Annotated in this window: 14 protein-coding genes; 8 read left to right on the top strand and 6 right to left on the bottom strand. The window is 68.2% G+C overall.

Annotation, left to right across the window (positions count from 1 at the left end; genetic code table 11):
• Window positions 1–9: 9 nt before the first annotated feature.
• The 5 genes from ACQP1O_RS02515 to ACQP1O_RS02495 all read left to right on the top strand — a co-directional run bounded on the left by ACQP1O_RS02515 (window position 10) and on the right by ACQP1O_RS02495 (window position 4,656).
• A complete protein-coding gene (locus ACQP1O_RS02515) occupies window positions 10–1,053 on the top strand; it encodes an acyl-CoA dehydrogenase family protein (protein ID WP_433564309.1) in 1,044 nt (347 codons plus the stop codon).
• 82 nt (window positions 1,054–1,135) lie between these two features.
• The gene (locus ACQP1O_RS02510; protein ID WP_433564308.1) at window positions 1,136–2,179 is read left to right on the top strand and encodes an acyl-CoA dehydrogenase family protein; all 1,044 of its coding nucleotides are present in this window, start codon (window positions 1,136–1,138) and stop codon (window positions 2,177–2,179) included.
• A gap of 132 nt (window positions 2,180–2,311) precedes the next feature.
• Window positions 2,312–2,770 (top strand): MarR family winged helix-turn-helix transcriptional regulator, encoded by a 459-nt coding sequence (locus tag ACQP1O_RS02505; protein WP_433564307.1) that lies wholly within the window; start codon window positions 2,312–2,314, stop codon window positions 2,768–2,770.
• A 134-nt stretch (window positions 2,771–2,904) separates the two neighbouring features.
• Complete coding sequence (locus tag ACQP1O_RS02500) at window positions 2,905–4,113, top strand: MFS transporter (RefSeq protein ID WP_433567560.1); 1,209 nt, start codon at window positions 2,905–2,907, stop codon at window positions 4,111–4,113.
• A 72-nt stretch (window positions 4,114–4,185) separates the two neighbouring features.
• The gene (locus ACQP1O_RS02495; protein ID WP_433564306.1) at window positions 4,186–4,656 is read left to right on the top strand and encodes a YbjQ family protein; all 471 of its coding nucleotides are present in this window, start codon (window positions 4,186–4,188) and stop codon (window positions 4,654–4,656) included.
• A 3-nt stretch (window positions 4,657–4,659) separates the two neighbouring features.
• Here ACQP1O_RS02495 and ACQP1O_RS02490 read toward each other — a convergent pair whose 3' ends face one another.
• Window positions 4,660–5,544: a hypothetical protein gene (locus tag ACQP1O_RS02490; protein WP_433564305.1), complete on the bottom strand. Its 885-nt coding sequence runs from the start codon at window positions 5,542–5,544 to the stop codon at window positions 4,660–4,662.
• A gap of 105 nt (window positions 5,545–5,649) precedes the next feature.
• The gene (locus ACQP1O_RS02485) at window positions 5,650–7,140 is read right to left on the bottom strand and encodes an amino acid permease (RefSeq protein ID WP_433564304.1); all 1,491 of its coding nucleotides are present in this window, start codon (window positions 7,138–7,140) and stop codon (window positions 5,650–5,652) included.
• A 163-nt stretch (window positions 7,141–7,303) separates the two neighbouring features.
• On the opposite strand from ACQP1O_RS02485, the gene ACQP1O_RS02480 reads away from it, so the two are divergent.
• Window positions 7,304–8,056 carry a DUF427 domain-containing protein gene (locus tag ACQP1O_RS02480; protein ID WP_433564303.1) on the top strand — a complete coding sequence of 251 codons (753 nt, stop codon included), beginning with the start codon at window positions 7,304–7,306 and terminating at the stop codon, window positions 8,054–8,056.
• Window positions 8,057–8,061: 5 nt separating this feature from the next.
• Here ACQP1O_RS02480 and ACQP1O_RS02475 read toward each other — a convergent pair whose 3' ends face one another.
• The gene (locus ACQP1O_RS02475; protein ID WP_433564302.1) at window positions 8,062–8,799 is read right to left on the bottom strand and encodes an SIR2 family NAD-dependent protein deacylase; all 738 of its coding nucleotides are present in this window, start codon (window positions 8,797–8,799) and stop codon (window positions 8,062–8,064) included.
• Between the two features lie 97 nt (window positions 8,800–8,896).
• Window positions 8,897–9,811, bottom strand: coding sequence for an AraC family transcriptional regulator (locus ACQP1O_RS02470; RefSeq protein WP_433564301.1), 915 nt, complete (start codon window positions 9,809–9,811; stop codon window positions 8,897–8,899).
• A gap of 96 nt (window positions 9,812–9,907) precedes the next feature.
• Between ACQP1O_RS02470 and ACQP1O_RS02465 the strand changes: the two genes are divergently transcribed.
• Both ACQP1O_RS02465 and ACQP1O_RS02460 read left to right on the top strand, forming a co-directional pair.
• Window positions 9,908–10,966: a saccharopine dehydrogenase NADP-binding domain-containing protein gene (locus tag ACQP1O_RS02465; protein WP_433564300.1), complete on the top strand. Its 1,059-nt coding sequence runs from the start codon at window positions 9,908–9,910 to the stop codon at window positions 10,964–10,966.
• Between the two features lie 78 nt (window positions 10,967–11,044).
• Entirely contained in the window at window positions 11,045–11,455 is a 411-nt protein-coding gene (locus tag ACQP1O_RS02460) for a cupin domain-containing protein (RefSeq protein WP_379398175.1), read from the top strand.
• A gap of 42 nt (window positions 11,456–11,497) precedes the next feature.
• On the opposite strand, the gene ACQP1O_RS02455 is transcribed toward ACQP1O_RS02460, so the two are convergent.
• Both ACQP1O_RS02455 and ACQP1O_RS02450 read right to left on the bottom strand, forming a co-directional pair.
• A complete protein-coding gene (locus ACQP1O_RS02455) occupies window positions 11,498–11,827 on the bottom strand; it encodes a hypothetical protein (RefSeq protein WP_433564299.1) in 330 nt (109 codons plus the stop codon).
• Window positions 11,827–13,032 carry a Rieske 2Fe-2S domain-containing protein gene (locus ACQP1O_RS02450; protein WP_433564298.1) on the bottom strand — a complete coding sequence of 402 codons (1,206 nt, stop codon included), beginning with the start codon at window positions 13,030–13,032 and terminating at the stop codon, window positions 11,827–11,829. The genes ACQP1O_RS02455 and ACQP1O_RS02450 overlap by 1 nt, the downstream gene beginning before the upstream one ends.
• Between the last annotated feature and the right edge of the window lie 134 nt (window positions 13,033–13,166).

The following is a 13,166-nucleotide window of genomic DNA, read 5'->3' as shown; positions in this document are numbered from 1 at the left end:
GACGACGACATGCGATTCGCATTGACCGCAGAACAGAACGATTTCGCCGCCAGCCTGCGCAAGATGGGCGAGGCCGCCAAGACTCCCGGCGTCGTCCGGGCGTGGGGCGCGGGCGATTCCGCCGCCGGGCGCGCACTCATCGGCCAGCTGGCCGAGGCGGGCGCGCTGGGCCTGACCGTCACCGAGGAGAACGGCGGCTTCGGTGCGGGCCCGGTCGAGATGATCGTGGCCTTCACCGAGATCGGCCGGGCCGCGGTGCCGGGCCCGCTGGTGGAGACCGCCGCGGCGATTCCCGCACTGCTGCAGGCGCTTCCGGACTCGGCGCTCGCCGCCGAGCGGCTGCCCGAGCTGGCCGAGGGCGCGAAGCTGGGCACCCTCGCGGTGACCGCCACGGCCGGCGCGAATGCGGGCCGGGCCGCGGGCGCGGCCACCGCGCTGGACGCCGACATCGCCGACCTGGTGCTGATCGCCGAGGGCGACCGCATCGCGCTGGCCACCGCCGGTGACCTGGTGACGTCGGTGGACGCCGCCCGCCGCCTGTTCACCGTGACCGCCGGCGAGACCCTGGCCGAGGGCGAAGGCGTCGGCGCCGCCATCGATCTCGCCTTCGACACCGCCGCCCTGGCCGCCGCCGCGCAGCTGCTCGGCGCGGGCCGGGCGCTGCTGGACACCAGCGTCGAGTACGTCAAGCAGCGGCAGCAGTTCGGCACCCCGATCGGGCGCTACCAGGCCATCAAGCACCACGTGGCCAATGCCCACATCGGGCTGGACATGGCGCAGCCGCTGCTCTACCGGGCGGCCCTGACCCTGGAGTCCGGTGCGGACGCGCAGACCCGCGGGCGCGACATCTCCGCGGCCAAGCTGGCCTGCGGCGAGGCCGCCTACCAGGCCGCCCGCATCGCGCTGCAGGTGCACGGCGCCATCGGCTACACCGCCGAATGCGATCTGTCGCTGTGGCTGACCAAGGTCACCGCGCTGCGCTCGGCCTGGGGTACCCCGGCCGAACACCGCGCCCGCATCGCCGCGGCTCTCCGCGCCGGAAACGTCGCATGAGCACCCCGGCGGCCGGGGCGCCGAGCACGCCCGGCCGCCGGGCGACACACTCGAATCACTTCTACGACATGGGAGCGAAGGCATGAGCCTCACCGCCGAACAGCAGGAACTCGCGACCACCGTGCGCGCGGTGCTGGCCAAGCACGGGGACAGCGCGGCCATGCGGCGCGGGCTGGAGAGCGAGCGCGGCTACGACGAGCAGCTGTGGAAGCTGTTGTGCGAGCAGGTCGGTGTCGCCGCGCTGGCGATTCCGGAGGAGTTCGGCGGCGTCGGGGTCGGTCTGGTCGAGTCCCTGCTGGTGGTCGAGGAGCTCGGGCGCACGCTGTCCGCGCCGCCCATGCTCGGCTCGGCCGTGCTGGGTGTGCAGGCGCTGCTGCTGGCCGGGAACGCCGAGGCCAATGAGCGGCTGCTGCCGGAGGTCGCCGAGGGTGTCCGCACGCTGGCGCTGTGCTGGGCCGGGCAGCGTGGCTGGGATTCGTTCGGGGTCACCGCCGAGGGCGAAAAGCTCTCGGGCTCGGCGCATTACGTGCTGGACGGGGTGCACGCGGACACCCTGCTGGTGCTGACCGCCGCGGGCCTGTTCGAGGTGGACGGCACGGCCGCCGGCGTCGCCCGCACCGCGGTCGTCACCCAGGATCCGACCCGCAAGCTGGCGCGCATCGACTTCGACTCGGTCGAGGCCCGTCGGCTCGGCGAGCTGAATGTCGCCCGTCTGCGTGAAATCGCCTGGGCGGCAGTGGTTGCCGAGCAGCTCGGCGCGGCCGAGCAGTGCCTCGACATGACCGTCGAGTACTCCAAGTCCCGCGTGCAGTTCGGTCGTCCGATCGGCAGCTTCCAGGCGCTCAAGCACCGTATGGCCGATATGTACGTGCTGGTCGAGTCGACCCGCTCCATTGCGTACCTGGCCATCGCGGGCCTGGCCGCGGGTGCGGTCGAGGCCGTCGACGTACAGTCCGCCCGCCTGCACGCCATCGACACCTTCAACTCGGTGGTGTCCGAGACCGTCCAGATGCACGGCGGTATCGCCATCACCTGGGAGCACGACGCGCACCTGTTCTTCAAGCGCGCCCACGCCGACGCCCAGCTCTTCGGCACTCCCGCCCGTCCGCTGGCCCGTCCGGCCTAGCGGCGAATCCTTTCCCGAAACGGCCCGTGCGCAGTTCGCTGCGCACGGGCCGTCTGCGTTGTGCCGTATCTCACGCGGCGAAATATCGTTAGCCTATATAAATGAATAGTTAGCTTATGTAACAATCGACGGGTGCAGCTGAGACAGGCAACCGAGCTCACCCCGGAGGACGCCGGGGACAGGCTGGTCGACATCGTCGTCGCCACCTCACGACTCACCCGCCTGGCCGGAGTACTCGGCGGCATCGATCTTCCGCACGCCGTCATGCGGGCCCTCGGGACCCTCGACGAGTACGGCCCCCTGCGGATCAGCGAGTTCGCTCGCCTCGACCGATGCTCGCAACCGGCAGCAACGGCGCTGATCGGCCGGCTGACCGATGCCGGTCTCGCCACGCGGACCAAGGATCCCGACGACTCCAGAGCCGTGGTCGTCGAGCTCACGCCCGCGGGACGAGACCGGCTGGCCGCCGCCCGGGACCATCTCGGAAACTCCCTCGCCGCACGGCTTCCCGACCTCGATCCGGCCCTGCTCACCCGCCTGAGCCGGGACCTGAACGACCTCGCCGAGGCCTTCAAGGCCGCCGGAGCCTGAATCCGGCCCCTCGCAACTCGACCGAAAGCAGCTGCGACTCACCATCATTCGTAGATGAGGACTCTCCCGTGACCACCAGCACCCCGATCACCCGGCCCGGCTTCCCCGCGGCCGTCGGCCCCGACAATGCCGCCATCTCGAAACCCAAGCAGCCCAAATCGGTGTGGGCCGTCGCCTTCGCCTCGGTCATCGCGTTCATGGGCATCGGGCTGGTGGATCCGATCCTCAAACCGATCGGCGAGCAGCTGCACGCCTCACCGTCCCAGGTGACACTGCTGTTCACCAGCTACATGCTGGTCACGGGCGTGGCCATGCTCATCACCGGCGTCATCTCCAGTCGCTTCGGGGCCAAGAAGACCCTGCTGGCCGGCCTGGCCATCATCGTCGTGTTCGCCGCTCTCGCAGGCAGTTCCAGCACGGTCGGGCAGATCGTGGGCTTCCGCGCGGGCTGGGGTCTGGGCAATGCGCTGTTCATCGCCACCGCGCTGGCCACCATCGTGGGCGCGGCCACCGGCGGCGTCGCCCGCGCCATCATTCTCTACGAGGCGGCGCTGGGCATCGGCATCGCGTCGGGTCCGCTGGTGGGTGGGTTCCTGGGCCACTTCACCTGGCGCGCACCGTTCTTCGGCGTCTCGGTCCTCATGGCGGTCGCGTTCATCGCCCTGGTGGTGCTGCTGCCGGAGTCGCCGAAGCCCGCGAAGCCGACCTCGATCGTCGCGCCGTTCAAGGCCCTCACCTACCCGGGCCTGCTGCTGGTGAGCGTGACCGCGCTGCTCTACAACTACGGTTTCTTCACCCTGCTCGCCTACACCCCGTTCCCGCTGAACATGGGCACCTATTCGATCGGCTTCATCTTCTTCGGCTGGGGTCTGCTGCTCGCCCTGTCCTCGGTGGTCTTCGCCCCGAAACTGCAGCGCGCCTTCGGAACCGTGCCCATGATGGCGCTCGCGCTCGCCCTGTTCGCGGCGGATCTCGCGGTCATGGCCGTGTTCACCGACCACAAGCCGGTCCTCATCGCCGGCACCGTCCTGGCGGGCCTGTTCCTCGGTGTCAACAACACTCTGATCACCGAGGCCGTCATGGAGGCCGCCCCTGTCGAGCGCTCCACCGCCTCAGCCGCCTACAGCTTCGTCCGCTTCGCCGGCGGCGCGGCCGCCCCTTACCTGGCAGGTAAGCTCGGCGAACACCAGGCGTCCCTCCCCTTCTGGGTCGGCGCGGCCTGCACCGCCGCCGCGGTCGGCGTCCTGGTCTCCGGCCGAAAGCTTTTGTCCCACATGGACGATCACGCCCCCGCCGCGCACACCCCGGCCGAGGCCCAGGCCATCGCCCTCGGCGACGACTGATTCGCCCGCCGTTCGCGGACCGCACCCACTGGATGCGGTCCGCGTTCGGTTTCACCCCGTACGATCCCGCTCATGAACCAACCCATGCCGCCGCAGCAGCCCTACCAGCAGTACCCCCAGCAGGGGCCTGGGCAGCAGTACCCGCAACAGGGGCAGGCCCCCTACCCCCAGCAGGGCCAGCCGCAACCGCAGCAGCAGCCGGGCCCACAGTTCCCGATCCTGGTGTCCACCATGAACGATGTGCCGGGCCAGGAGATCGTCACGGTGATCGGTGAGGTCGCGGGTCTGACCGTCCGCAGCCGCGGCCTGGGCGCGAATTTCGCGGCCGGATTCCGCGCCCTGGGCGGCGGCGAAATCCACGAGTACACCCAGCTGCTGTACCAGTCGCGGCACGAGGCCATCATGCGAATGTGCCAGCACGCCATGGCCTATGGCGCGAACGCGGTGATCGCCATGCGCTTCGACTGCAATGAGATCGCCAACACCATGAGCGAGGTCGCCGCCTACGGCACCGCGGTGATCGTCAAGCCCGCCTCACAATAGGCATCAGTCCTCCACACCGAAAAGATCGGCGGCAGTCGTTGCGGTGAAAGACCGATCCAACCAGGAGCGGAGAAGGTCCGGGTCCGAGCACGATTCGATTCGATTCTGGTCCGCGGGTAACACTTCGATCCTCCTGGCCGCGAGACTGCGGAGAATCGCCTCGGCCAACCCTTCGGCGCGGCCTTCGTCACGACCCTCCGCGCGGAGGCGCTGGGAGGTTTCCGAGCGGAAGAATGAAAGGTCCACGGTCATCAACTGCCTCCAGGTCTGTGCGGCCGGGGTGTTGCCCAGACCGAGCTCGGTGAGTTCGGCGAAGATCAGCGCGTCGTCTTCGTCGACGCTCTGCAACGCGGTGGCCAGTGCTTTCAGTATCGCACCGATGTCGGCGTCGTTGGCGTGAGTAATCGCGGACAGGGTTGCGAGCGGGATGTCGCAGGCCGCGATACACGGATCTGCCACCGCAGGAACATTGTGCGGGCCGAGAACCAATGGGCGAACGACGAGGCTCGTCCACTGGCGAGGGCCAATCGATAGCGGACCTTCCGCCCACTTCGCAGTCGCGGCGTCTTGGCAGACGACCAGAAGGACAGGGGGCAGTTGATACTTCGCGTGGACGTGGGACAGGTAGTACGCCCAGGAACCGGGCTTTCTTCGGTCGTTCCTCGCCTGTGCTTCCACCAGCAGCAGGAAAGGCCCCTCGTCGGTTTCGAGGCGCAGCAGAGTGTCGACTCGGCGCTCGATCGGATCGATCTCGGTGAGGTCGTTCGGTAGCAGAGCGACCTCACGCGGGTCTGGAAACGGTAAGCCGAGGGTTTCGAAGGCACGGCCGAACACCTCTGGGTGGCTTCGGAAAAGCCGGTGCATCGCTTCATGTTTCGAGCTGACCATGAGCACGACGGTAGATCGGTTATCGAAAGATTGTTCGATAACCGGTCATCTCGACGGGAATCGCCCGATTCGTTGCGGGAATCGGTGTGGCGCAGGGGATTCGGGTCAGTGGTGCAGGACCTCGACCTCGCGGACCGGCTTCTTGCGGCCGAATTTGGCGCGCAGGGGGTAGATGGCCATGACTGCCAGGAGGCTGATGGTGGAGGCGATGAGCTGGTTGCGCTGGTCGGGGTTGCGGGCCATGGCGACGAAGACGGCGAACAGGGCGATGATGACGGCCCAGCTGATGTAGGGGTAGCCCCACATGCGGTAGGTGAGGGCGGAGGGGTCTTCGCGGCGGAGCCGGGCGCGAAGTCGCAACTGGGAGAACATGATCGCCACGTAGACGAAGGCCAGGACGACGCCGATGGAGTTCACCAGGAAGGTGAAGACCTTGTCGGGTGAGACGTAGGAGGCGATGACCGCGCCCCAGGCGGCGACGGTGCCGAGCAGAACAGCCCGGGCGGGGACGCCGCGCTTGTTCACCTTCACCAGGGAGGCGGGGGCGTCGCCGTCGCGGGTGAGGACGTAGAGCATGCGGGAGGAGACATAGATGGCCGAGTTCAGTACCGACAGCACCGCGGTCAGGATGACGACCTGCATGATGGCGCCGGCGGCCGGAATCCCGATGTGCTCGAGCGCGCTCACGAATGGGCTCGTCAGCACCTCGGCGTCGTTCCACGGCAGGATGGTCACCACCAGGAAGATCGAGGCCACGTAGAACAGGCCGACCCGCCACAGCACATTGTTGGTGGCGCGGGCCACCGCCGGGCCCGGCTCCTTGGATTCCGCGGCCGCCACCGTCACGATCTCGGTGCCGCCGAACGCGAACATCACCACCACGATGGCGGAGAAGACGCCGCCGACCCCGTGGGGCGCGAAGCCGCCGTGCCGGGTCAGGTTGGCGAAGCCCGCGTCCGAGCCCGGCCACAGCCCGAACACCCAGGCCAGTCCGATGGCCAGGAAGGCCACGATCGCCACCACCTTGATGGAGGCGAACCAGAACTCGAACTCGCCGAACGACTTGACCGACACCAGGTTGACCGTGGTCATGACGATCAGCAGCCCGGCGGACAGGATCCACTGGTCGAGATCGATCCAGTTGCCGAGGATGGCCGCGCCGGCCACCGCCTCGGCCCCGACCAGGATCACGTAGAGGTACCAGTACAGCCAGCCGACGGTGAATCCTGCGAACGGCCCCATGGCCATCCGCGCGTACTCACCCATGGATCCCGCGACCGGGCGGGCCACCACCATTTCGCCGAGCGCCCGCAGTACGCACAGCACGACGAGACCGGCGCCCGCGTAGGACAGGATGGCGGCGGGTCCGGCGGTCTCGATGACCGAGCCGCTGCCCACGAACAGGCCCGCGCCGATCGCGCCACCGATGGCGATCATCGTCATGTGCCGGCGCCGGAGTCCGGTACGCAGTCCCTGCTGCTCGCCGCCCGGTGCCGTCAGCTGGGCACTACCGGATTCCGGCTTCAGGGCACTGCCGGATTCCGGCTTCAGGGCACTGCCGGATTCCGGCCTCTGGACACTGCCGGTATCCGACATCTGACCGCCACCTTCTTGTGTTGCTCGAGTGTTGCCCGAACACCATATCGGGCCTGGTCAGGCAGGGAAAATCGCCGGTCGGGCCGTGGTTTCCCGGGCTGCCGCCGATACGCGAATCCCGCTCCCCGACAGCGGTTTACCTACGGGCGTACCGTCGGGAGGTATGACCGAGACACAGCGTGGCCGGGTACGCGTCGAACCGAGCGCCAAGCGGGTACGCGCCTACCTGGGCGGTCATCTGGCCGCCGATACTGTCAATCCGACGCTGGTATGGGAGAGTCCCCATTACCCCACCTACTATCTGCCGGTCGCCGACCTGCGGGTGAAGCTGGAACCCAATGGCAAGACCCGCCAGTCACCCAGCCGCGGGGACGGCACCGAATTCGATGTGATCGCCGACGACGTCACCGCCGCGGGCGCGGCCGTCCGGCACCTGGACTCCCCGATTCCGGAACTGCGCGACCTGGTGAAGCTGGACTTCCAGGCCATGGACGAGTGGTTCGAGGAGGACGAGCCCATCTACGTCCACCCGCGCGACCCCTACACCCGGGTGGACATCCTCGCCAGCTCCCGCCACATCCGCATCGAACTGGATGGCGAGACCCTGGCCGATTCGCACTCCCCCCGCATCCTGTTCGAGACCGGGCTGCCCGCGCGCTACTACCTGCCGCTCACCGATATCCGCATGGACCTGCTGCGGCCGTCGGCGACCAGGACGTCGTGCCCGTACAAGGGCCACGCCGAGTACTGGAACGTCCAGCTGGGCGAGACCAGCCACCCGGACCTGGTGTGGATCTACCGCACCCCGCTGCCGGAGAGCCAGAAGATCGCCGGGCTGGCGTCGTTCTACAACGAGAAGGTCGACATCTGGGTGGACGGCGAGATGGTGCCGCGCCCCAAGACGCCGTTCAGCTGAAACTCTCAGTCCCCCAGGATCTCCGATACCAGCCGGGGGAGCGCCGCCCCGATCGGGTCACGCACGATCTCGGCGGCGTAGTCGTCGTAGGGGGTCGGCTCGTTGTTCACGATGACCAGGTCGGCCCCCGCGTCCACCGCCACCGCGCACATGGACGCGGCGGGCTCGACCTGGAGTGAACTGCCAACGGCCAGAAAGATTTCGGCGTTCTCGGCGATCTGCACCGCCGCGCGAATGGCGGCGGTGTCGAGCTGCTGGCCGAACATGACGGTGGCCGCCTTCAGGATGCCGCCGCAGTCCGGGCACGCCGGATCCGGCTCGCCCGCGGCCACCCGCTCCAGGGTGGCGGCCATGGAATCGGTGAAATCGCAGTCGATGCAGACGACTTCGAACATATTGCCGTGGATCTCCACCACGCTGTCCGACCCGGCCCGCTGGTGCAGCCGGTCGATGTTCTGGGTGATGATGCCGACCTCCCGCCCGCCCGCCGCCAGCCGCACCAAAGCCTGATGCGCCGCGTTGGGCGTCGCCCGCCAGGCCGGATTGTCCCGCCGCGCGAGCCACGCCCGGGTGCGTAGCTCCGGATCGGCCACGTAATTCTGATAGGTGGAGAGCAGTTCAGCGATGGGGTCCTCGGTCCAAACCCCGCGCGGCCCACGGAAATCCGGTATCCCGGAGTCCGTCGAGATCCCCGCGCCGGTCAAGACGCCGATCGGTCCCTTGCGTGCGCGCCAGTCCGTCACACGGCTCAGCCTAGGCCGAGCCCCGCCCTGCCCGCTGCCCACCACGAAGGCACCGTCGTGCTGGATTCGGCCCGACCCACGCCACGGCGGTTCGCGCTCAGACCGCCAGGACGGCGGGTTCGTCCGCGACGCGGCGGTACTGGCCGGGGGCCGAGCCGTGCTGGCGCTTGAAGGCCTTGGCGAAGGCGAACTCACTCCGGTAGCCGACCTTCCTCGCCACGCCGGCCAGCGGGGTGTCGGTCTCACGCAGCAGCCGCGCCGCGGTGAGCATGCGCCAGCGGGTCAGATAGGACAGCGGGGGCTCGCCGACCGTGGCGAGAAAGCGGCGAGCGAGGGTGGCGCGGCTCACCCCGGCGACGGCACTCAGCTCGGGGACCGTCCAAGCCCGTTCCGGCGCAGCGTGAATCGCGCGCAGCGCATCGGATACGGCCACGTCGCCGAAGGCGCCGGCCCAGCCGGTCGGCGCAGTGGACTGTTCGTCGAACCAGGCGCGCAGCATGAACAGCAACAGGGTGTCGAGCAGCGCGGGGATGGCGGCATCGGTACCCGGTCGAGGTTCGGCGATCTCGGCGGCGAGCAGATCGACGGCGGACCGCAGGGCCGGGTGGCGGCCAGGGCGGGCCGGGAGGTGGATGAACTCCGGCAGGTCGTCGAGCAGCGGGTGGCTGCGATGCCGACCGAGCTCGTACGCACCGCACACCAGCGCCGTCCGTGCGCCCGGACCCGCGATCTCGCGTGGCTCGCCCGGGACGGCGACCTCGGTGATCGGGGTCCCCAGCGCGTCGACCAGATCATGGTTCTCGCCGCGTGGCATGAACAGCACGTCGCCCGCCCCCAGCGCGATGGGCTCCCCGTCGGGCGGCAGCACCCAGCACGAACCCTGAAGCACCACATGGAATCCCGCACCGGGCACCTTCGGATAGCGACGGCCCCACGGCGCATGCCGGATGAAGAGTCCCGAGGCCGGGTTTCCGGTGCGGATGGCGGCGACGGTCTCGCTGAGAATGTCCACCTCGACACCATACTGCTCATATGGTGAGTGTTTCGAGCATCTTACTGAGTAATTCAGCCATTCATATGCTCACTGCACGCGAATAACTTCATTCACATGACGACACACGAAACCATGCAGACCCCCACCATCGCCGTGTACGGCGCGAACGGCCACACCGGCGGCTACATCCTGTCCGAGCTGCATCGCCGCAGTCTGACCCCGATCCTGGTGGGCCGCAATGCCGGTCGGCTGCGCGCCGCCGCCGACGCGGCCGGGCTGCCGCAGGCCGAGATCCGGATCGCGGCGGCGGACGATCACGCTGCCCTGGTCGCGGCGTTCACCGGGGCGAATGTGGTGATCAGCAGCCTGCCCGGCTACGTGGACCTCGGCGAGCCCATTCTGGCCGCCGCCGTCGACGCGGGCACGCACTACATCGACATCTCGGGCGAGCAGCTGTTCCTCCGCCGGGTCCTCGACGAGTACGGCCCGCGCGCCGAGCGTGCCGGGGTGACGGTCCTCTCCTCGGTGACCGACAGCAATCTCCCCGCCGATCTGCTCGCGGATCTGCTCGCCGAGCGTCTCGCCGGACCGGTCGGGTTCGTGATCAGCCACCGGAGCCGCAGCGACGGGGACGGCTCCCGCGGCAGCGCGAAAACTGTACTGGCCAGCCTGGATTGGTTCCGCGCGGGCGGCTGGCACTACGCCGACGGCGAGTTCCGCACCGGCCCGGCGGATCCGGCGCCGATGCTGTACCCCGGCGACACCGAGCCGATCGAGGTGGCCAAGTTCGCCTTCCCCGCCGTGCTCACCATCCCGCGTCACACCGATGCCGCGTCGGTCACCGGCGCCGTCGACAGCGCGTTCCGGGCGAACATCACCGGCCTGACCGCCGAGCTGGTCGCCGGCCTGCCCGAAAAGCCGAGTGCTGCTTCGGATCTGCGCTACGACATGATCGTGGACGCCACCGCCGTGGACGGCCGGACGCGGCGCGGCGCGGTCAGCGGGGTCGATTCCTACCGGGATTCGGGCCTGATGGCGGTCGAAGCGGCCGTGCGGCTCGCCGGCGGCGCTGTGAAGCCGGGTGTGCTCGCGCCCTCGGAGGCATTCGACGCCGCGTACTTCCTGGATTCGCTCGCGCCCCACGGCATCACCTGGACGATCACCGGGGCATGAGACGACCGCGGCTGACATGTGGCCGAACACTGTCGCAGTACCAGGAATTCGGTCGAGCCCCGCAATACAGTGGGGGCCATGAGCGACGACCGTCCGAAGCTGGCCGCTGAACTGGATATGGTGCCGCATCCCGAGGGCGGCTGGTATCGGGAAACCTGGCGCAGCGGAGTGGAATTCGAGCCGGAAGGCTACCCGGGCCCGCGCGCGACCGGCACAGCCATCTATTTCCTGCTGCTACCCGGTGAGAAGTCCGCGCCGCACACGGTGACGTCGGACGAGATCTGGTTCTGGCATCGGGGTGGTCCCCTGCTGCTGAACATCGGGGGTGAGGAGATCGTCCTCGGACCCGATGTCGAGCAGGGGCAACGCCCCCAGGCGGTGGTTCCCGGCGGAATCAGCCAGGCCGCCCGTCCGGCAGGGGACGACTACGTGCTGGTGAGTTGTGTCGTCTCCCCCGGATTCGATTTCGCCGACTTCCGGCTCGACTGAGCTACTTTCGGAGCCGAGCCGTCGGTCGTCGATCCCGAGTCTTCAGTCGTCGATCCCGAGCAGGCCCTCCGCGACCGCGTGGTCGATGGTCTTCTCCAGGTTCGGGCAGGAGTCCGGTTTACCGGTGGTCGGCCCGGACTCGGCCAGCTTGCGGAAGACCGGGCAGTGCGTGGCCGGATCGACCGTCCACTGCACCGTCTTCTGATTGTGGCTGTGCTTGCGCACGAGCACCTCGGTGCCGCAGGTCTGACACGCGATCGGTGTCAGCCCCGACTCCATGTAGTGCTCTTTGTCGAGGACCGTCTGGGCGCGCACCTGTGCTCGCTGTTCCGGACGGTCCGCGAAATCGGGTGCCTTCGCCCAGCTGGTCATCAGACGTTCGCCTCCTGCGCGGCGGCCTCTTCGGCCTCCCGCTTCTTCCGCAGGTTCTCCTCGACCTCGAGACCCCAGGCCTCGTTGGCCTTGGAGGTGTCGATCTCGAATTCGAAGCGCTGCACCGACTTCGGGTCGATGTCGGCGACATCGACGTAGAACTGGTCGTACCAGCGGCGCAGCTGGTAGACCGGCCCGTCCTCCTCGGTCAGCAGCGGGTTGTCGATCTTGGACTTGTGCTTCCAGATCTCGACGTCCTGCAGGAAGCCCTCGCTGACGCCCTCGGTCATCTTGGCCGCGAACATCTGCGCCTGCTCCTCGGGCAGCCCCTTCGGCTTCTCCAGCGAGACGCCCCACTGCAGCATGAAGGAGTTCTGCGTGACCGGGTAGTGGCAGTTGATGAGGACCGTCTTGACCTCGAAGCCGCTGTAGATGTTGAGCAGCGGGTTGATCATGTACGACGGCCCGAAGTACGACGCCTCGGACTTGAGCAGCACATCGATGCCGGCCTTGGCCGCGTTGCCGATGTCCGGGCGGGCCTTGGTCTCCAGGTACTGGGTGGCGACGTGCCCCTCGAGCACGTTCTTGAAGAACGTGGGGAAGGCGTAGTGGATATAGAAGAAGTGCGCCATATCCACGATGTTGTCGATGATCTCGCGGCAGTTGGAGCCCTCGATCAGCAGCGAGTGCCAGGTCCAGTCGGTCCAGCCCTCGTTGAGCGTCTCCGACGCGCTGCCGTCGGCATTGGTGTAGGGACCCTCGATGTGCGGGATGGTCACCTCGTCCGGCGGCGGGTTGCCCTCGTGGTCGTGCCACACGAACAGCTGGCCGTTGCGCTCGAGCGTGATCCACGCGCGGGTGCGGGCCAGCGGGGGCACGCGCCGCGCGTAGGGGATGCCGGTGCACTTGCCGTCGCCGCCCCAGCGCCAGTCGTGGAACGGGCACGCGATGGAGTCGCCCTTGACCTCACCCATGGAGAGGTCGCCGCCCAGGTGACGACAGTAGGAGTCCAGTACCTTCAGTTCGTTCTGGCTGTTCATGAAAACGACCAGCTTGGTACCGAATACGTTGACCGCATGCGGCTTGCCGTCACGGAAGTCCTTGGCAAGGCCGAGGCAGTGCCAACCCCGGGCGTAGCGGGTGGGCATCGAGCCCACGTCGATCTCGCGGACCTTCCCGCGGGGCCCTTGGGCGCTTGTCGCCATCGTTGATCCTCCTATGGATGTACTAGAACACGTTACAAAATCGGCTGACGGTTGGCCAGCGATAGGTCCCACTACCTGGATAGGGTCGCTCTGAGCTGCGCTTGTACTGCGTTCTCGACAGGAATAAGAACGTG

It is taken from the genome of Nocardia sp. CA-151230 (assembly GCF_050942175.1).
Taxonomy (GTDB): Bacteria; Actinomycetota; Actinomycetes; order Mycobacteriales; family Mycobacteriaceae; genus Nocardia.
Note: the sequence above shows the minus strand (reverse complement) of the source record. Positions and strands in the feature narration are given on the sequence as shown.